Raw genomic sequence first — 18,912 nt, 5'->3', positions numbered from 1 at the left:
CTATTGGCATACTGCCGATATTTGTATCAGTTCGACGCCTTCTGGCGGGGTAAAGTGGTAGTTAACCGGGCAGGTCATCGTGTTATCTGCGCCCCACTTCAGGACAAACGCCCCCTCTTCCGGCATGCCGGACAGATAAAGCTCGCCATTTTCGCCCACAATGCCGGTTACGCTGCCGTGGGGTAAATCAGCCGAGGCCATGGCGCCAAACGGCACCGGTTTGCCACTCTTCTGCCGCACATTGAACAGGACGCGATAGCCCACGTGAGTGACAAACTCCGCCCGTACCACCGCGCCGCGCGTCGGGATAACGCTGAGGATACTGTTGTCGATTTCGACGTTGGCCTTCGCAAAGTAATCGCTGTCGATCTCCACTCTGTTTTCATCGTAGGCGTTGAGCTGCGTCTGTACCGTATAGCCGCGCCAGTCCGTCGCCTTACCCGTACCATTCTCCAGCGCCAGGCCGGAAGCTCCCGGGGCTTTAACCAGCGCGACGGTTTCCCCCAGTTCCTGAGAGAAAGTTATGCCATCGCTGTGGGCCAGAATCCCGCCCTTCATTCCATAGTTGAGGCGCTGGTTGTCCTGGGTATAGTCGTAACTGGCGTTTACCGAACCATAGGTGCCGTCATAGCCCACCCCTGCGCTGTTGTTGTAATCTTCGTTATCCGCATCGTAAGACTGCTGAACGTTCCAGGAGAGGTTGTGCGCATCCAGCGCGTTACCGCTCAGCCCCACCTGGTGCATCCCTTTTCCGTGGTTGTTTTGGGTGTACCCATAGTTGACGTAGCTGTCATGCAGCCAGCCTGACAACGGTATGGAGAGGGAGAGCATAAAAATCTGTTCGCTGCCCTGACTGTCGCTGACGTCAGTGTCGGTGCTATTTTGGGCCGAGGTGAGTGAATCGGTGTAGTTCCAGGAGACGTTCCAGGAAATAGCGCGCCAGCTATTGCTGTAGCCCAGCTGCACCAGCCGCTCGACTTCATCCGTCTTCCAGTACTGCTGGCGGCTAAGGGTAAGATAAATATTTCCCATCCCGTCGCCAAAGGTCTGCGTCCATGTTCCCTCCAGACGGCTACGGCGGTTACCTGTCGTCCAGAAGTCGCTCTCGTTATTCTGCCGGGACGCCCATTCGTTCAGGGTGTAGTAGCCCTCTGTGGAGTAGCGGTAGCCCACCAGCCGAAACGTTGTGTTCGTTTCATCAAAACGTTTGGAATAGAGAAAACGGTAAGATTGCCCGCTTTCGTCATCGTCCTCAAACCGCGAGCGGGCATGCGTTACGTCCAGCGAAAGGGCGCCCAGCGAACCCATATCTTTCCCCACGCCAAGCGCGGCGGAGGTGTAATCGCTGGTTCCCTGCACGCCCCCGTAGAGGGTAATACCCGCAGGAAAACCGTGTAACACCTGCGCCTGAAAAACGGTCGGCTGAAAATCGTTTTGATCGCGCAGTTCACCCGCGCTGATATCGACATCGGTTTGGTCTTCACGCTTCAGGATCGCCAGTGAGGCGTAAGGCTGGGTAAAATGTTGCTCGCTGCCATCCTCTTCTTTGATGGTAACATCCAGATCGCCACCCGAATTGGTGGTGTTTAAATCCTTGAGCGCAAACGCTCCCTGCGGTACGGCAGACTGGTAAATGATGTAACCGTTTTGCCGCACAATCACGGTCGCATTGCTTTTCGCCACGCCGCGAACCACTGGCGCAAACCCCGTCAGGCTCGAAGGCAGCATGTCATCATCCGTGTAGAGACGCATCCCTCGCAGTTGCGTGCTGTCAAACACGTCGCTTGCGGTCCATGTATCCCCCAGCATAATTTGGCTGCGTAACGCGGCGATATCGCGCTGTAAATAGGTATTGATCGAATGATACGAAGACTCGCCATCGGTCACGTTTAGCGTACTGTAGTTACGTAAACGCCATGCCCCCAGGTTGGCACCGTTGCGCAGGTTCAGATAATAAAAATCGTTGTTATCATCCTCGTTCGAATGCACCGTGCTGGAGCCGGAAAAATCGTAGTTCACCATCAGCGCATTGATGCCCTCATCCCAGCGTGAGGGATTGATATAGCCGCGCGCCGATACATCAATATAGATTTGCGGCAACGTGACGTTAAGCTGGAGTTTATCCGTATCAAACGTCCAGGTTGAGCCAGGAACGAGCGGCGCGGGGTCCAGACAGGCTTTGTCATCTATGTCGTTAAGGGCCTTGATAGCCGCCACTTTGACCCCAAGCTCAGCGAGCACGGTTTTGATGTCTGAGAAGCAAGGATGCAGGTTGCTGGTGGCAGTATCTTCGAAAAAGGTCACCTCCCGGCGGTCAACATATTCGCCGTTTACATAGATGCTGACCTTATAGTTCCCGGCAGGCAGACTGTTCGCGCGATTAAACTGGTGGATATCCACGTCCACCGGATGATCGATTTCAAGCAGCGCAGGGTTAAACATATCCCTCGCGGCCACCTCGCCGGATAAACCAAGCACCATCCCGGAAGCAAGCGCGATGAAAATACGGTAACACTCCATAAATAAACCATCCTTTGCTTAAAGCGCTGCTTTTAAATCCTGACTAATCGCACCGAAATCATTCACATACCGCCAAACCAGCGCATGGCCATTCACGCCTTCCGGTAAGGGTAAACGCAGGGTTTCAAAGGGATGGACGATATTGAGCGGCACATCTTTGCCGTCCACTGTCACATTCATAACGTTGATATTTAGCGGCGTGGGATTTTCAACTACCAGCTGCCGATTTTCTCTGTGCCACTTCACCTGCGTGGCGGCGCGCTCCGGGGTAATGTTCAACGAGGCCGGACGCCAGATCAGCTTGATACGTGTCTTAATGGCGATTTCCATCGCGTTCGGCTTATTGCTCGCCGGGGGAATATTTTTGATGTTCAGCCAGAACACCGACTCCCGATCCTGCGGTAAATTGCCCTCGGTTTTCATAATGCGCAGAATTTTTTCCTGCCCAGCCTCCAGACGAGATACCGGTGGAATGACGGTAAACGGTGGTTTTTTCGCGGTTCCTGTATTACTGAAGGGGTCAACCCATGTTTGAATAAGATAAGGGATAGCCGCTTCGTTATTTTTGACAGTAATGGTTGCGTCGGATTTATCACTCGAATAAACCACTCGTGTGCCACCGATAACCACACCTGCCGATGCCATTGTAGAAATACCCGTAAGACAACACGCTAATAATACATTCACTATACGCCCTGGCATAATCCAATGTCCTTATATATAAAGGAGCCTGTAAATAAGTTCTTAACAGGCTCCGAATCCATAACCGCTGATTATTTCAAGTATTCAATAGTAAACTGAGAGTCAGCATTCGCAGTACCCGGAGTCACTGTTGCCAGAGTCTGGACGAATTTCGCCTTGAATCCCATATCCGCTTTACCATCTGCAATGGCAACGTATTTAGAATTGTTATACAAAGGGATCGCGGTATCATCGCTCAGGTTGAACAGTTTTATCGCCACGCCCGTCGCCGCAATGGCGTCGCCGCTGCCAGTGAACTCACCGTCCGTACCGTCTTCGTTCACCGGCGTACCGATTGAAAGATAACCTTTACCGATGGTATCTTTATCTTCCGTCCCGTCAAAGCGTACCGCCGCCTCAGTATAGGTTGCCGGGCAGCCTTCCAGACGGATGTGGAAATCTTTAACAGACGCGGTGGAATCAATACCCGCGAAGGTTTTTACCGATACACGACCAATATTAACAGTCTGATTACTGGTATCAGTCGTGACTGTACAAGTAGAATCAATCACCTCGCCACGGAAATGAACAGTACCGTCAGCCGCTAATGTCGCACCTGAAAACAGGACGGAAGATAAAACCAGTGAAGTGGCTATAACGTTTAATTTCATGAAACTCTCCATAATTTACATTATTTGTATGCGTCTCATTTATACATTCAAATAAAACACACCATCCTTTAAAGCGTGGCGATAGTACAGTTCATTCCTGCTCTATGACAAATATGTTTTCCCACATGAAATATCTTTAAAATGGAACAATAAAAATTAAAAATAAAAAAACCCTTAAAAATAAGAACAAAACATAATTAAAAAATGCTATTGATATCTCTTCTCTATTTTTTTAAGAATTTATCAATATCTTTTCTTTGTCATAGCTAAATCAGATTCTTTTTTAAGCAGACATAGGTGAAATGAGCAGATAGAGCAAAAATGTAAGAAAAAATGAAAAAAGAAACAGGTTGCGATAAAAAGAAATAATCGCTGAGGGGAGGGCTATGAGGCTGCCAGAATACTGGCAGCCTCGGGTAGGCTGGAGATTATTCTACGGTGACGGACTTCGCCAGGTTACGTGGCTGGTCTACGTCGGTGCCCTTGATCAGCGCGACGTGATAAGCCAGCAGTTGCAGCGGTACGGTGTAGAAGATCGGCGCAATCACCTCTTCCACATGCGGCATCTCGATGATGTGCATGTTGTCGCTGCTGGCGAAACCGGCATCTTTATCCGCAAAGACGTACAGAACACCACCACGGGCGCGCACTTCTTCGATGTTAGATTTCAGTTTTTCCAGCAGTTCGTTGTTAGGTGCCACCACGATAACTGGCATATCCGCATCGATCAGCGCCAGCGGGCCATGCTTCAGCTCGCCTGCCGCATAGGCTTCAGCGTGAATATAAGAGATCTCTTTCAGCTTCAGCGCGCCTTCCAGCGCAATCGGATACTGATCGCCACGGCCCAGGAACAGGGCGTGATGTTTGTCAGAGAAATCTTCCGCCAGAGCTTCAATGCGTTTGTCCTGAGAGAGCATCTGCTCAATACGGCTCGGCAGCGCCTGCAGACCGTGAACGATGTCATGCTCAACAGAGGCATCTTCACCTTTCAGACGCGCCAGTTTCGCCACCAGCATCAGCAGAACCGTCAGCTGAGTGGTAAACGCCTTGGTGGAGGCCACGCCGATTTCGGTACCCGCTTTGGTCATCAGCGCCAGATCGGATTCACGCACCAGCGATGAGCCCGGGACGTTACAGATGGCCAGAGAACCCAGATAACCCAGCTCTTTAGAGAGACGCAGCGCCGCCAGGGTATCTGCCGTTTCACCTGACTGGGAAAGGGTGATCATCAGGCTGTTACGACGTACGGCAGATTTGCGATAGCGGAACTCAGACGCAATTTCTACGTCGCACGGCACGCCCGCCAGAGATTCAAACCAGTAGCGAGAGACCATACCGGAGTTGTAGGAGGTGCCGCAGGCCACGATCTGAATGTGCTCGACTTTGCTCAGCAGTTCGTTGGCATTGGCGCCCAGCTCGCTCAGATCCACTTCACCATGGCTGATGCGACCAGTCAGGGTGTTTTTAATGGCGTTTGGCTGTTCGTAGATCTCTTTCTGCATGTAGTGACGGTAAGCACCTTTGTCGCCCGCGTCGTATTGCAGGTTTGATTCGATCTCCTGACGCTTAACCTGCTCGCCTTTTGTGTCGAATACGGTCACGCTGCGACGTGTCACCTCGGCAATGTCTCCCTCTTCCAGGAAGATAAAGCGACGGGTAACCGGCAGCAGCGCCAGCTGGTCGGAAGCGATAAAGTTTTCACCCATGCCCAGACCAATCACCATCGGACTACCGGAACGCGCGGCCAGCAGCGTGGACGGGTCGCGGGAATCCATGATCACCGTACCGTAAGCACCACGTAGCTGAGGGATAGCGCGCAGCACCGCATCACGCAGTGTACCGCCCTTTGCCAGCTCCCAGTGCACCAGGTGAGCAATCACTTCGGTGTCGGTTTCAGAGACGAAGGTATAGCCGCGCGCTTTCAGTTCTTCACGCAGCGGTTCGTGGTTTTCGATAATGCCGTTATGCACGACCACGATGTGTTCAGACACATGCGGGTGTGCGTTGCCTTCAGATGGCTCACCGTGGGTCGCCCAGCGGGTATGCGCAATACCGGTGCCACCGTGCAGCGGATGTTCTTCCGCAGCCTGGGCCAGCATCTGCACTTTACCGAGACGGCGCAGACGGGTCATATGACCTTCTGCATCAACGACAGCCAGCCCGGCTGAGTCGTAACCACGGTATTCCAGACGACGTAAACCTTCGAGAAGGATTTCAGCAATATCACGCTGCGCAACTGCGCCAACAATTCCACACATAGTTATATTTCCTGATTATGGCGTTATGCCATGCGTTGTCGCTGACCTGTATTTGCCCTTTCCGGGCGCCCCGAGCCTTGTAGAGAGTGGGGTTATTTTTATGGGTACTGCTTGTGGGGGGAGGATTATGTTATCCCCTCACCCCGGCCCTCTCCCCAAAGGGGCGAGGGAGAAAAACACCGCACCGAACAATCCCCTCTCCCCTGTGGGGAGAGGGTTAGGGTGAGGGGTATAAATCCGTTACTTCTGCTTCACCGGGCGTTTCCAGCCCTGCTTGCTGACCTGCGGAACGCGGCTTAACACCAGCTCGTTCTCGGCCACATCGCGCGTAACGGTTGTCCCGGCGGCAATGGTCACGCCTTTGCCCACGGTAACAGGCGCCACCAGCTGGGTATCGGAGCCTACAAACACGTCATCACCAATGATGGTTTTAAACTTATTGGCGCCGTCATAGTTACAGGTAATCGTCCCTGCACCAATGTTTACGTTGTCGCCAATTTCCGCATCGCCCAGATAGGTCAGATGACCCGCTTTAGAGCCCTTACCCAGACGCGCTTTTTTCATTTCCACGAAGTTACCTACGTGAGCACCTTCCAGCAGCTCAGCGCCCGGGCGCAGACGCGCAAATGGGCCAATCGTACAGGCCGCCTCAAGATGGGCATCTTCCACCACGCTGTACGGGCTGATTTCGCAGTCGTCACCGATCGCGCTGTTTTTAATCACACAGCCGGTGCCGATTTTGACGCGGTTGCCCAGCGTGACGTTACCTTCCAGGATAACGTTAGTATCTATTACAACGTCGCGCCCGTGGGTCAGCGTGCCACGCAGATCGAAACGCGCCGGATCTCGCAGCATAACGCCCGCGAGCAACAGCTTTTCTGCCTGCTCGGACTGGTAAATACGCTCAAGACGGGAAAGCTGGAGACGGTTGTTTACCCCGTCCGTTTCGCTGATACGCGCCGGATGAACGGCAGCAATCTCACGCCCTTCCTGGTAAGCCATCGCAATGATGTCGGTGATGTAGTATTCACCCTGCGCGTTGTTATTGTTGAGTCTGGACAGCCAGCGCTTCATATCCGCACCGTTCGCAATCAGGATGCCGGTGTTGATCTCCTGAATCTGGCGCTGTTCGTCAGTGGCATCTTTATGCTCAACAATCCCCGTCACGTTGCCGTTTTCACGCGTAATGCGGCCATAGCCGGTTGGATCGTCCAGCACGACGGTCAACAAACCGATGCCACCCTGCGGTTTGGCTTCACGCAGCCGAGTAAGGGTTTCAACGGAGATCAGCGGGACGTCGCCGTAGAGCATCAGGATATCTTCATCATCAGCGAAGAAGGGTGCAGCCTGCTGCATTGCATGACCCGTACCCAGCTGTTCTGCCTGAAGCACCCAGTTGAGATTGTCGTCACGCAGCGTTTTTTTCAGCAGATCGCCGCCATGTCCATAAACCAGATGCACCTGGCTGGCGCCTAATTCATTCGCTGCATCAATAACATGCTGAACCATTGGCTTTCCTGCCAGCGTGTGGAGCACTTTAGGCAGATCGGAATACATGCGGGTACCTTTGCCTGCGGCAAGGATCACCACGCTCATCGCACTGTTTAACATACGCATCCTGACGGTAGTTTGTGTGAGAAGTAAAAACGTTTGATGCTTAAAATTCTACATCTTTTTCATCATGAATTAAGGCCGAAAAAAAAAGCCAGCCTGGGATCCAGACTGGCTTTTGTGCTTTTCAAGCCGGTGTTACATCGCTTTTTTGGTCAACTCGATAACGCGCAGTTTCGCGATCGCTTTGGCCAGCTCCGCAGACGCCTGAGCGTAATCCACGTCACCATGAGAGCTGTTAATGTGCTCTTCAGCCTTACGCTTCGATTCCAGGGCTCGCGCTTCGTCGAGATCCTGGCCACGAATAGCGGTATCGGCCAGAACGGTCACACTGCCTGGCTGCACTTCAAGAATGCCGCCGGACAGATAGATAAACTCTTCATGACCGAACTGTTTAACGATGCGGATCATACCAGGCTTAATGGCGGTGAGCAGCGGTGCGTGACCCGGGAAAATACCCAGTTCACCTTCACTACCCGTTACCTGGATTTTCTCGACCAGACCAGAGAACATTTGTTGCTCTGCGCTGACGACGTCCAGGTGGTAAGTCATTGCCATATCACCCTCCGATTAAGGCGTTAAAGTTTTTTGGCTTTTTCCACGGCTTCTTCGATGGAACCAACCATGTAGAACGCCTGCTCTGGCAGGTGATCGTATTCGCCTTCCATGATGCCTTTAAAGCCACGGATGGTGTCTTTCAGGGAAACGTATTTACCTGGAGAACCGGTGAATACTTCCGCAACGAAGAACGGCTGGGACAGGAAGCGCTGGATCTTACGCGCACGTGCTACCACCAGTTTGTCTTCTTCAGACAGTTCATCCATACCCAGGATGGCGATGATGTCTTTCAGTTCCTGATAACGTTGCAGCAGGGACTGTACGCCACGCGCGGTGTCGTAGTGCTCCTGGCCAACAACCAGTGGATCCAGCTGACGGCTGGTGGAGTCCAGCGGGTCAACGGCCGGGTAGATACCCAGAGACGCGATCTGACGGCTCAGAACCACGGTTGCATCTAAGTGAGCAAAGGTGGTGGCTGGAGATGGGTCAGTCAAGTCATCCGCAGGTACGTATACCGCCTGAACGGAGGTGATAGAACCAGTTTTGGTAGAGGTGATACGTTCCTGAAGAACACCCATCTCTTCCGCAAGCGTAGGCTGATAACCTACCGCTGAAGGCATACGACCCAGCAGTGCAGATACTTCAGTACCGGCCAGGGTGTAACGGTAGATGTTATCAACGAACAGCAGAACGTCACGGCCTTCGTCACGGAACTTCTCAGCCATCGTCAGGCCAGTCAGCGCAACGCGCAGACGGTTTCCTGGTGGCTCGTTCATCTGGCCGTAAACCAGGGAAACTTTGTCCAGAACGTTGGAGTCGGTCATTTCATGGTAGAAGTCGTTACCCTCACGAGTACGTTCACCAACACCCGCAAACACGGAGTAACCGGAGTGCTCGATCGCGATGTTACGGATCAGCTCCATCATGTTTACGGTTTTACCTACACCCGCACCACCGAACAGACCAACTTTACCGCCCTTCGCGAACGGGCACATCAGGTCGATAACTTTGATGCCGGTTTCCAGCAGTTCCTGAGAGCTGGACAGCTCTTCGTAGGAAGGTGCCGCGCGGTGGATAGCCCAACGCTCTTCTTCACCGATGTCGCCTTTCATGTCGATTGGTTGACCCAATACGTTCATGATACGACCCAGTGTTGCTTTACCTACCGGGACTTCGATCGGGTGCTCAAGGTCTTTTACTTCCAGACCACGACGCAGACCGTCGGAAGAACCCATGGCGATGGTACGCACGATACCGCCGCCGAGCTGCTGCTGAACTTCCAGCACCAGGCTCTCGTTACCATTCTGTACCTCAAGCGCGTCGTACACGCGTGGTACGGCGTCCTGAGGGAACTCGACGTCCACCACGGCGCCGATTACCTGGACAATCTTTCCAGTAGCCATCTTGAATCCTCTACGTAATTCGTAAACCTGGTTAAACCGCGGCGGCCCCCGAGACGATCTCGGTGAGTTCCTGAGTAATGCTGGCCTGACGAGCTTTGTTGTAAACCAACTGCAGCTCTTTAATCAGGCTGCCGCCATTATCGGTCGCGGCTTTCATCGCCACCATTCGTGCGGCCTGCTCGCTGGCCAGGTTTTCTACAACGCCCTGATAAACCTGAGATTCAACGTAACGACGCAGCAGGGTATCCAGCAGCGGTTTCGGATCGGGTTCATACAGGTAATCCCAGGCTTTCTGTTTCAGCTCGTCATCTTCTGATGCCGGTAACGGCAGCATCTGAGTGAGCGTAGGCACCTGAGACATGGTGTTAATAAATTTGTTGCTGACAACGTACAGTCTGTCCAGACGGCCTTCATCGTAGGCCTGCAACATCACTTTAACCGGGCCGATCAGTTCGGACAGGGACGGGTTATCACCCATACCGGTCACCTGAGCGACAATGTTGCCACCAACGGAGTTAAAGAAAGAGACGCCTTTAGAGCCAATCAGTGCCAGATCGCACTGAACGCCTTTATCGGACCAGCCTTTCATATCCGCCAGCAGTTTTTTGAACAGGTTAATGTTCAAGCCGCCACACAGACCACGGTCAGTCGACACCACCAGGTAGCCCACGCGCTTAACGTCGCGTTCTTCCAGGTAAGGGTGCTTATATTCCAGATTACCGTTTGCAAGGTGACCAATCACTTTGCGCATGGTCTCTGCATAAGGACGGCTGGCCGCCATGCGATCCTGCGATTTACGCATTTTGGAAGCGGCGACCATCTCCATCGCTTTAGTGATCTTTTGCGTGTTCTGGACGCTTGCGATCTTACTACGTATCTCTTTTGCGCCGGCCATGAGCTTCTCCTCAATGCCAGACGGCTTGTCCTGAGACAAGCCGCCGGACGATTACCAGGATTGGGTTGCTTTGAAGGAATCGAGGATAGCTTTCAGCTTGCCTTCGATTTCGTCGTTATAGCCACCGGTCTGGTTGATCTCTTGCATCAGCGGAGCGTGATCACGGTCGACGTAAGCCAGCAGAGCGGCTTCGAAGCTACCGATTTTCGCCAGTTCCACATCTTCGAGGTAACCGCGTTCAGCCGCGAACAGTACCAGGCCCTGCTGAGCAACCGACATTGGCGCGTACTGTTTCTGCTTCAGCAGCTCGGTCACTTTCTGACCGTGGCTCAGCTGTTTACGGGTTGCTTCGTCCAGATCGGATGCGAACTGAGAGAACGCAGCCAGTTCACGATACTGTGCCAGCGCGGTACGGATACCACCGGACAGTTTCTTGATGATCTTGGTCTGAGCAGCACCACCCACACGGGATACGGAGATACCCGGGTTAACCGCCGGACGAATACCGGAGTTAAACAGGTTGGTTTCCAGGAAGATCTGACCATCGGTAATGGAGATTACGTTGGTCGGAACGAACGCAGAAACGTCACCCGCCTGGGTTTCAATGATCGGCAGAGCGGTCAGAGAACCTGTTTTACCCTTCACTTCACCTTTGGTGAAGTTCTCGACGTATTCCGCGTTAACGCGGGAAGCACGCTCCAGCAGACGAGAGTGGAGGTAGAATACGTCGCCTGGGAATGCTTCACGTCCTGGTGGACGACGGAGCAGCAGGGAAACCTGACGATAAGCAACAGCCTGTTTAGACAGGTCATCGTATACGATCAGCGCATCTTCACCGCGGTCACGGAAGTATTCGCCCATTGCGCAACCGGCGTATGGTGCCAGGTATTGCAGTGCAGCAGATTCAGACGCGGTTGCTACCACAACGATGGTGTTAGACAGTGCGCCGTGCTCTTCCAGTTTACGAACCACGTTGGAAATGGTGGACGCTTTCTGGCCGATAGCCACGTACACACATTTGATGCCGGAGTCACGCTGGTTGATGATGGCGTCGATTGCCATCGCGGTTTTACCGGTCTGACGGTCACCGATGATCAGTTCACGCTGACCACGACCGATTGGGATCATGGCATCAACGGACTTATAACCCGTCTGTACTGGCTGATCAACTGACTGACGGTCGATAACGCCTGGTGCGATAACTTCGATTGGGGAGAAGCCATCGTGCTCAACCGGACCTTTACCGTCGATTGGCGCACCCAGGGTGTTAACAACGCGACCCAGCAGGCCACGGCCAACCGGCACTTCAAGAATACGGCCAGTACACTTAACCTTCATGCCTTCGGCGAGGTCAGCGTATGGACCCATCACAACGGCACCTACGGAGTCGCGCTCCAGGTTCAGTGCGATAGCGTAACGGTTACCCGGCAGGGAAATCATCTCACCCTGCATACAATCGGCCAGGCCGTGGATGCGGATAACACCGTCACTTACAGAAACAATAGTACCTTCGTTGTGAGCTTCACTCACAACATTGAACTGAGCAATGCGCTGCTTGATCAGTTCGCTGATTTCGGTGGAATTCAGTTGCATGCTCCAGTCCCCTTAAGACTGCAAGACGTCTGCAAGGCGCTCAAGACGGCCGCGTACGCTGCCATCAATGACCATATCACCCGAGCGGATGATTACGCCTGCCATTACAGACTTATCGATTTTGCAATTCAGCTTAACTTTGCGTGACAGACGTTTTTCCATCGCGGCGGTGATTTTCGCAAGCTGTTCGTCACTCAGTTCAGTCGCGGAAGTTACTTCAACTTCAGCGGTAGCTTCACTAAGGGCACGTAAGTGCTCAAACTGCTCGAGAACATCCGGGAGCACACGGAGACGACCATTTTCCGCCATCACCTTAATCAGGTTCTGGCCGTTGGCATCCAGTTGCTCTCCGCACACGGCGATAAACGACGCGGCGAGGGTTTCAGGCGCTAACGCACCAGAAAGCAACTCGGCCATTTGTTCGTTTTTCGTCACCTCAGCGGCAAACGCCAGCATATTCTGCCAGCGATCGACATTTTGGTGTTCGACAGCAAAGTCAAAAGCTGCTTTGGCGTAGGGGCGAGCTACCGTAACAAATTCAGACATCAGCCCCTCCCTCCTTACAGTTCAGCGACAAGTTTGTCCACGATGTCGCTGTTAGCAGCTTCATCCACGGAACGTTCGATGATCTTCTCGGCGCCAGCAACAGCCAGAATCGCAACCTGCTTACGCAGTTCTTCACGAGCACGTTTACGCTCAGCTTCAATTTCAGCCTGAGCCTGTGTCACGATCTTAGTACGTTCCTGTTCTGCTTCAGCTTTGGCTTCGTCCAGGATCTGAGAACGGCGTTTGTTAGCCTGTTCAATGATTACCTGAGCTTCAGCTTTCGCTTTTTTCAGCTGGTCTGTCGCGTTGGCCTGTGCAAGGTCCAAATCTTTCTTAGCGCGTTCTGCGGAAGCCAGACCGTCAGCAATTTCTTTCTGACGTTTTTCGATGGCAGCCATTAAAGGCGGCCATACATACTTCATGCAGAACCAGACAAAGAGAATAAACGCGATGGCCTGGCCGAGGATTGTTGCGTTCATGTTCACAGCACAATACCTCTTAAATTTCTGTGGCTTGGGGTTTTAAAACAACTACTACGCGACAGCAAACATCACGTACAGACCCAGACCTACAGCGATCATTGGGATTGCATCCACCAGACCCATAACGATAAAGAACTGAGTACGCAGCAGAGGAATCAGATCAGGTTGACGCGCTGCGCCTTCCAGGAATTTGCCCCCGAGGATGCCGATACCGATCGCAGCACCGATAGCCGCCAGACCCATCATCACAGCGGCAGCCATGTACAGCAGATCCATATTCAGGTTTTCCATGACAGTCTCCAGTTTGTTTCAATTAAAACGTAGTAGTGTTGGTAAAAAATCAGTGCTCTTCAGACGCCATCGACAGATAGACGATCGTCAGAACCATGAAGATAAAGGCTTGCAGCGTAATGATCAGGATGTGGAAAATGGCCCATGGCACATTCAGAATCCACTGTGACCACCACGGCAGAAGACCCGCGATCAGAATGAAAATCAGCTCACCCGCATACATGTTGCCGAACAGTCGCAGACCCAGTGAAACAGGTTTGGACAGCAGGCTAACGCCTTCCAGAATCAGGTTGACCGGAATAAACGCCCAGTGGTTGAACGGCTGCAAGGTAAGCTCTTTCACAAAGCCGCTTACGCCTTTCATTTTGATGCTGTAGAACAGAATGAGGATAAATACGCCCAGCGCCATCGACAGGGTGATGTTCACGTCGGCAGACGGAACCACGCGCAGTGCAGGCAGGCCGAGTACGTGCTCACCGATCCAAGGTAAGAAATCGATAGGCAGGAGGTCCATCAGGTTCATCAGGAAGACCCAAACGAACACGGTCAGGGCCAGCGGAGCAATCAGTTTGCTCTTACCATGGTACATGTCTTTCACGCTGCCATGGACGAAGCCGATGATCATCTCGATGAACGTCTGGAATTTCCCTGGAACACCGCTGGTCGCCTTTTTAGCAACGCTACGGAACATGGCCAGGAACAGAAGACCCAAAACCACCGAGAAGAACATGGAGTCGATGTTGATCGTCCAGAAGGTGGCCGGGGGGTTATGTGGATCCACCAGCGAGAATGTACGCAGGTCCAGCTGAAGGTTATTCAGATGGTGACCTATGTAATCCTGCGGCGTCATATTTTCTGAAGCCATGATGCCTTTTACCCTTTGTTATTGATTACAGCTGGAGCCAGAACTTGTACCACCAGCACCAAAACCCACGTTGCTATCAGCGGCATGAATACCACTTTCAAAACCGCCAGCGCCATCACCAGTAGAGCAAAGGTCAGCAACACCTTACACACTTCGCCGAGAGCGAAGGACCAGGCCACGCGGCCTTTGGCAGGTGTATGCGCCTGATGACGCCAGGCAAAAATCATAAACAACACGTTTGGCAGAACCACCGCCAAACCTCCGCACGCGGCGGAGATGCCCCAGAAGGGGTCTTTGAGGCTAAACAGCAGTCCACTTGCTATCACAGCCAGAAACTGAATGAACAGAAGCTTACGAGCAACGTTTCTACTCAAGAGCGACACAGACATCACGTTTTTACTCCTGCTCCCTTCGAGGTATGCCGCGTGTCGTATAAAACGTCCTTTAAGGCTCAGAGTCAAGCATCAAAAAGCGGTCAAATTATACGGTGCGTACCCGTGATTTCAAACATTAAGTAGCGAAAAGGTGAATAAATGTTTAAATATTTTTCCCCAGTCCTATTTTTCAACTTTTGACCTAAGCGTTGACCTTCAGGCAAAACTGCAAACAGCGCGGAAACGTTGGTGATAAAGCGTGCACGAGATCACAAAATACACATTTGCGATAAAGTGGTATTTATCAAAGACGTAAAACGATTAATTTCATCTGTATGAAATTAAAGCAAAAAAACCGCAACTATTTTTAAAACAGAGCCGTATACAACAAAAACCTTTTATTGACATTCTTAATAAATATTTAACATTCCATTCTTGTTGCTTTTACCCACTTTTAGCAGACTGATAATTTCATGGTTGACTATCCTCTGAGTGAACGAATCACGTCAGGTTAACCATAAGAAAATACATGGTAACAACAAGGTTAAATTAACGACGACCAAATCAGACTGAATGTGCTGCTTTTTAACACGATCAGAACAGCACAAATTCCACATTTTTTATTAATTTTTTAAAAAGTGTTTGGCTTAATTATCACCAGATGACGCTCACCTTCGAGCTGAGGGATCTGGAGTTTCTCAATGGATTCGACAACAAAACCGTCCGGAAGCTGCTCGATTTCGTCCCCCGGAAGTTGCCCTTTCAGAGCATAAAAACGCCCCTTCTCCGCTGGCAGGTGTTTGCACCAGCTCACCATGTCATTGAGTGAGGCAAACGCGCGGCTGATAACACCGTCAAACGGTGGCTCTGCCGGGAACTCCTCTACCCTGCTCTGTACGGGCGTAATGTTTTCCAGCTTCAGCTCATGCTGAACCTGGCGTAAAAAGCGTACGCGCTTGCCCAGGCTGTCCAGCAGCGTGAAATGACTCTCCGGTCGAACAATAGACAACGGAACGCCCGGCAAGCCCGGACCGGTGCCCACATCGATAAAACGTTCACCGTTCAGATACGGCGCCACGACGATGCTATCGAGAATATGGCGAATCAGCATCTCGTTGGGATCGCGTACGGAGGTGAGGTTGTACGCTTTATTCCATTTGTTCAGCATATCGACATAGGCCACCAGCTGATTTTTCTGGTGATCGGTGAGCGAAATACCTGCCTGTTCCAGCAGACGAGAGAGTTTATTGAGCACGGTGGATACCTGTTGAGAAACTTAAGTGGCGGGTGGCGCTTCGCTAACCCGCCCTACGGGTTCAGTAGGCCCGGTAAGCGCAGCGCCACCGGGCTATTTACAGAGCATTACGCGCTACGGCGCAGCATGCCCTGCTTTTTCAGCCACACCAGCAGAATCGAAATCGCGGCAGGTGTGACGCCAGAGATACGTGAGGCCTGGCCAATCGACACAGGTTTGTGATCGTTCAGCTTAGCGATCACTTCGTTGGAAAGGCCCGTCACCTGACGGTAGTCCAGCATTTCCGGCAGCAGCGTGTTTTCGTTGCGCTGCTGTTTTTCGATCTCATCCTGCTGACGCGCGATGTAGCCTTCGTACTTCACCTGAATTTCGACCTGCTCGGCAGCTTCAGCGTCTTCAAGGCCCGGTGCGAACGCCGTCAGTTTGACCAGATTCTCGTAGGTGACTTCAGGACGGCGCAGCAGATCTTCCCCACTGGCTTCGCGCGACAGCGGTGCTGTTAAGTGAGCATTCACTTCAGCAGCAGTTTCCGCCTGCGGATTCACCCAGGTGGTTTTCAGGCGCTGACGTTCCTGTTCAATGCGTTCCAGCTTCTCGTTGAAGCGCGCCCAGCGCTCGTCATCCACCAGACCCAGCTCGCGGCCCACCTCGGTCAGACGCAGATCGGCATTGTCTTCGCGCAGCATCAGGCGATATTCCGCACGAGAAGTAAACATGCGGTACGGTTCTTTGGTCCCCAGCGTGCAGAGATCGTCGACCAGAACGCCCAGGTAAGCCTGAGAACGCGCCGGTGCCCAGCCCTCTTTCTCGGCAGAGAAGCGAGCGGCGTTCAGACCGGCCAGCAGCCCTTGCGCGGCAGCTTCTTCGTACCCGGTGGTGCCGTTAATCTGGCCTGCGAAGAACAGACCCTGGATGAATTTGCTTTCCAGCGTCGGCTTCAGGTCACGCGGATCGAAGAAATCGTACTCAATAGCGTAGCCAGGACGAACGATCTTCGCGTTTTCCATGCCCTGCATTGAACGCACAATCTGCATCTGCACGTCGAACGGCAGGCTGGTGGAGATGCCGTTCGGGTAAATTTCGTTAGATGTCAGCCCTTCCGGTTCGAGGAAGATCTGGTGCTGATTACGATCGGCAAAGCGCATCACTTTGTCTTCGATAGACGGGCAATAACGCGGGCCGATCCCTTCGATCACACCAGCATACATTGGGCTGCGATCGAGATTATTGCGGATCACGTCATGGGTTTTTTCATTGGTGTGCGTGATGTAGCACGGCACCTGCTGCGGATGTTGCCCCGCATTGCCCATGAACGAGAACACCGGCATCGGGTTATCGCCGTGCTGCTGTGCCAGCACGCTGAAATCAATGGTGCGCGCATCAATACGCGGTGGCGTGCCGGTTTTCAGGCGGCTTACGCGCAGCGGCAGCTCACGCAGACGACGAGATAACGGAATTGACGGCGGATCGCCAGCACGACCACCGCTGTAATTGTCCAGACCAATATGGATTTTACCGTCCAGGAATGTCCCGACCGTCAGCACCACCGCTTTTGCGCGGAATTTGAGACCCATTTGGGTCACGGCGCCAACAACACGATCGTTCTCCACGATAAGATCTTCTACCGCCTGCTGGAAGATCATCAGGTTCGGTTGGTTTTCCAGCGCGGTGCGCACAGCCTGACGGTAAAGCACACGGTCTGCCTGTGCACGGGTGGCGCGAACAGCCGGACCTTTACTCGCGTTTAGTATCCTAAACTGAATACCCGCATGATCGATCGCTTTCGCCATCAGGCCGCCAAGTGCATCCACTTCTTTTACCAGGTGTCCTTTCCCAATGCCGCCAATCGCCGGATTACAGGACATTTGTCCCAGCGTGTCGATATTGTGTGTCAAAAGCAGGGTCTGCTGACCCATTCGCGCTGCGGCCATTGCGGCCTCAGTGCCTGCGTGACCCCCGCCAATGATGATGACGTCAAAAGGATCCTGATAAAACATGGTGGTCTGCCTCGCGTAAAGCGGTATGAAAATGGATTGAAGCCCGGGCCGTGGATTCTACTCAACTTTAGTCTTTCGAGAAAGCATTGGGATCCTGGGCTATTAAAAAGAAGATCTTTTTATTTAGAGATCTGTTCTATTGTGATCTCTTATTAGGATCGCAGACCTTTGTGGATAAGTCCGATCCCATAAATAAGATCATGCAGTTAGGAAGGATCGTTTGCTGTGAATGATCGGTGATCCTGGACCGTATAAGCTGGGATCAGATCGCCACTTTATACACAGGTCAAAAACTAAACCAACGTTGTTATTTGGATAACTACGGCTTAATACGAGCTTTTAACCAGAGTTATCCACATCTGTTCGCACGATCTTTAATCGTTTTTGAGTAAATTTTTCCATTCCGCGAGCCAGATCTCGGCTGGATCTTCGGGAATATCATGATCGAGGATGTTGATCTTCAGCGTTTCACCCAGCTGTTTTGCTCCGCAGGCGGTCACCGCAGCTTCTACTTTCTCTATGGCGCCACAGAAAGTGTCATATTCACGGCTGCCGATCCCCACAGCGCCAAACCGGACGTTTGACAGATCGGGCTGTTGTTCCAGCAGTTCGTCATATAAAGGTTGCAGGTTATCTGGCAGATCGCCCGCGCCGTGTGTGGAGGTGATCAGCAGCCAGACCCCGTCAGTCGGGAGATCTTCCAGCAGCGGTCCGTGCAGCGTTTGTGTAGAAAAGCCCGCGTCTTCCAGCTTCTCAGCCAGATGTTCCGCTACATATTCCGCACCGCCCAGGGTGCTGCCGCTGATAAGAGTAATGTCCGCCATTGATCGCTCGCTCAGATAAAGAGGCGGCCATTGTACGCTGTGAACGAGCTGGGATCTACCTGTGGAAAATGTGGGAATGAAATTTCCC

Annotated in this window: 17 protein-coding genes; all 17 read right to left on the bottom strand. The window is 52.5% G+C overall.

Features of this window, described 5'->3' with window-relative positions:
• The 17 genes from BFV63_RS22160 to mioC all read right to left on the bottom strand — a co-directional run bounded on the left by BFV63_RS22160 (nucleotide 1) and on the right by mioC (nucleotide 18,824).
• Complete coding sequence (locus tag BFV63_RS22160) at nucleotides 1-2,520, bottom strand: fimbria/pilus outer membrane usher protein (protein ID WP_048241618.1); 2,520 nt, start codon at nucleotides 2,518-2,520, stop codon at nucleotides 1-3.
• Between the two features lie 18 nt (nucleotides 2,521-2,538).
• A complete protein-coding gene (locus BFV63_RS22155; RefSeq protein ID WP_022652100.1) occupies nucleotides 2,539-3,222 on the bottom strand; it encodes a fimbrial chaperone in 684 nt (227 codons plus the stop codon).
• Nucleotides 3,223-3,293: 71 nt separating this feature from the next.
• Nucleotides 3,294-3,872 (bottom strand): chaperone-usher fimbrial major subunit, encoded by a 579-nt coding sequence (locus BFV63_RS22150; protein WP_048241619.1) that lies wholly within the window; start codon nucleotides 3,870-3,872, stop codon nucleotides 3,294-3,296.
• A 428-nt stretch (nucleotides 3,873-4,300) separates the two neighbouring features.
• Nucleotides 4,301-6,130, bottom strand: a complete 1,830-nt coding sequence (gene glmS, locus BFV63_RS22145; RefSeq protein WP_048209822.1) for a glutamine--fructose-6-phosphate transaminase (isomerizing) — start codon at nucleotides 6,128-6,130, stop codon at nucleotides 4,301-4,303.
• A gap of 240 nt (nucleotides 6,131-6,370) precedes the next feature.
• On the bottom strand, nucleotides 6,371-7,741 hold the full coding sequence (gene glmU, locus BFV63_RS22140) for a bifunctional UDP-N-acetylglucosamine diphosphorylase/glucosamine-1-phosphate N-acetyltransferase GlmU (protein ID WP_023323907.1): 1,371 nt from the start codon (nucleotides 7,739-7,741) through the stop codon (nucleotides 6,371-6,373).
• A gap of 138 nt (nucleotides 7,742-7,879) precedes the next feature.
• Nucleotides 7,880-8,299 (bottom strand): F0F1 ATP synthase subunit epsilon, encoded by a 420-nt coding sequence (locus tag BFV63_RS22135; protein WP_003862360.1) that lies wholly within the window; start codon nucleotides 8,297-8,299, stop codon nucleotides 7,880-7,882.
• A 20-nt stretch (nucleotides 8,300-8,319) separates the two neighbouring features.
• The gene (gene atpD / locus BFV63_RS22130) at nucleotides 8,320-9,702 is read right to left on the bottom strand and encodes a F0F1 ATP synthase subunit beta (protein WP_003862362.1); all 1,383 of its coding nucleotides are present in this window, start codon (nucleotides 9,700-9,702) and stop codon (nucleotides 8,320-8,322) included.
• A gap of 31 nt (nucleotides 9,703-9,733) precedes the next feature.
• Nucleotides 9,734-10,597, bottom strand: a complete 864-nt coding sequence (gene atpG, locus BFV63_RS22125; protein WP_003862364.1) for a F0F1 ATP synthase subunit gamma — start codon at nucleotides 10,595-10,597, stop codon at nucleotides 9,734-9,736.
• A 51-nt stretch (nucleotides 10,598-10,648) separates the two neighbouring features.
• Nucleotides 10,649-12,190 carry a F0F1 ATP synthase subunit alpha gene (gene atpA / locus BFV63_RS22120; RefSeq protein WP_003862367.1) on the bottom strand — a complete coding sequence of 514 codons (1,542 nt, stop codon included), beginning with the start codon at nucleotides 12,188-12,190 and terminating at the stop codon, nucleotides 10,649-10,651.
• A 12-nt stretch (nucleotides 12,191-12,202) separates the two neighbouring features.
• Nucleotides 12,203-12,736 carry a F0F1 ATP synthase subunit delta gene (gene atpH / locus BFV63_RS22115; protein WP_003862369.1) on the bottom strand — a complete coding sequence of 178 codons (534 nt, stop codon included), beginning with the start codon at nucleotides 12,734-12,736 and terminating at the stop codon, nucleotides 12,203-12,205.
• 14 nt (nucleotides 12,737-12,750) lie between these two features.
• Nucleotides 12,751-13,221 (bottom strand): F0F1 ATP synthase subunit B, encoded by a 471-nt coding sequence (atpF, locus tag BFV63_RS22110; RefSeq protein WP_003862370.1) that lies wholly within the window; start codon nucleotides 13,219-13,221, stop codon nucleotides 12,751-12,753.
• 48 nt (nucleotides 13,222-13,269) lie between these two features.
• Nucleotides 13,270-13,509 carry a F0F1 ATP synthase subunit C gene (atpE, locus tag BFV63_RS22105; protein WP_000429386.1) on the bottom strand — a complete coding sequence of 80 codons (240 nt, stop codon included), beginning with the start codon at nucleotides 13,507-13,509 and terminating at the stop codon, nucleotides 13,270-13,272.
• Nucleotides 13,510-13,558: 49 nt separating this feature from the next.
• Nucleotides 13,559-14,374 carry a F0F1 ATP synthase subunit A gene (gene atpB, locus BFV63_RS22100; protein WP_003862373.1) on the bottom strand — a complete coding sequence of 272 codons (816 nt, stop codon included), beginning with the start codon at nucleotides 14,372-14,374 and terminating at the stop codon, nucleotides 13,559-13,561.
• An 8-nt stretch (nucleotides 14,375-14,382) separates the two neighbouring features.
• A complete protein-coding gene (gene atpI, locus BFV63_RS22095) occupies nucleotides 14,383-14,763 on the bottom strand; it encodes a F0F1 ATP synthase subunit I (RefSeq protein ID WP_003862375.1) in 381 nt (126 codons plus the stop codon).
• 616 nt (nucleotides 14,764-15,379) lie between these two features.
• A complete protein-coding gene (rsmG, locus tag BFV63_RS22090) occupies nucleotides 15,380-16,003 on the bottom strand; it encodes a 16S rRNA (guanine(527)-N(7))-methyltransferase RsmG (RefSeq protein WP_003862377.1) in 624 nt (207 codons plus the stop codon).
• Between the two features lie 107 nt (nucleotides 16,004-16,110).
• A complete protein-coding gene (gene mnmG / locus BFV63_RS22085; protein WP_048241620.1) occupies nucleotides 16,111-18,000 on the bottom strand; it encodes a tRNA uridine-5-carboxymethylaminomethyl(34) synthesis enzyme MnmG in 1,890 nt (629 codons plus the stop codon).
• 374 nt (nucleotides 18,001-18,374) lie between these two features.
• Nucleotides 18,375-18,824, bottom strand: a complete 450-nt coding sequence (mioC, locus tag BFV63_RS22080; protein ID WP_003862381.1) for an FMN-binding protein MioC — start codon at nucleotides 18,822-18,824, stop codon at nucleotides 18,375-18,377.
• Nucleotides 18,825-18,912 lie beyond the last annotated feature (88 nt).

Source organism: Enterobacter hormaechei subsp. xiangfangensis (genome assembly GCF_001729785.1).
In the GTDB taxonomy this organism is placed as follows: domain Bacteria; phylum Pseudomonadota; class Gammaproteobacteria; order Enterobacterales; family Enterobacteriaceae; genus Enterobacter; species Enterobacter hormaechei_C.
This window is presented reverse-complemented; position numbering and strand designations above follow the sequence as displayed.

Bases quoted from the DNA above. Each gene is read 5' to 3' on its own strand.
- atpD (WP_003862362.1), bottom strand. From the start codon at position 9,702: ATGGCTACTGGAAAGATTGTCCAGGTAATCGGCGCCGTGGTGGACGTC.
- glmU (WP_023323907.1), bottom strand. From the start codon at position 7,741: ATGTTAAACAGTGCGATGAGCGTGGTGATCCTTGCCGCAGGCAAAGGT.
- BFV63_RS22135 (WP_003862360.1), bottom strand. From the start codon at position 8,299: ATGGCAATGACTTACCACCTGGACGTCGTCAGCGCAGAGCAACAAATG.
- atpH (WP_003862369.1), bottom strand. From the start codon at position 12,736: ATGTCTGAATTTGTTACGGTAGCTCGCCCCTACGCCAAAGCAGCTTTT.
- mioC (WP_003862381.1), bottom strand. From the start codon at position 18,824: ATGGCGGACATTACTCTTATCAGCGGCAGCACCCTGGGCGGTGCGGAA.
- glmS (WP_048209822.1), bottom strand. From the start codon at position 6,130: ATGTGTGGAATTGTTGGCGCAGTTGCGCAGCGTGATATTGCTGAAATC.
- atpE (WP_000429386.1), bottom strand. From the start codon at position 13,509: ATGGAAAACCTGAATATGGATCTGCTGTACATGGCTGCCGCTGTGATG.
- BFV63_RS22150 (WP_048241619.1), bottom strand. From the start codon at position 3,872: ATGAAATTAAACGTTATAGCCACTTCACTGGTTTTATCTTCCGTCCTG.
- BFV63_RS22155 (WP_022652100.1), bottom strand. From the start codon at position 3,222: ATGCCAGGGCGTATAGTGAATGTATTATTAGCGTGTTGTCTTACGGGT.
- atpI (WP_003862375.1), bottom strand. From the start codon at position 14,763: ATGTCTGTGTCGCTCTTGAGTAGAAACGTTGCTCGTAAGCTTCTGTTC.
- mnmG (WP_048241620.1), bottom strand. From the start codon at position 18,000: ATGTTTTATCAGGATCCTTTTGACGTCATCATCATTGGCGGGGGTCAC.
- atpB (WP_003862373.1), bottom strand. From the start codon at position 14,374: ATGGCTTCAGAAAATATGACGCCGCAGGATTACATAGGTCACCATCTG.
- BFV63_RS22160 (WP_048241618.1), bottom strand. From the start codon at position 2,520: ATGGAGTGTTACCGTATTTTCATCGCGCTTGCTTCCGGGATGGTGCTT.
- atpG (WP_003862364.1), bottom strand. From the start codon at position 10,597: ATGGCCGGCGCAAAAGAGATACGTAGTAAGATCGCAAGCGTCCAGAAC.
- atpA (WP_003862367.1), bottom strand. From the start codon at position 12,190: ATGCAACTGAATTCCACCGAAATCAGCGAACTGATCAAGCAGCGCATT.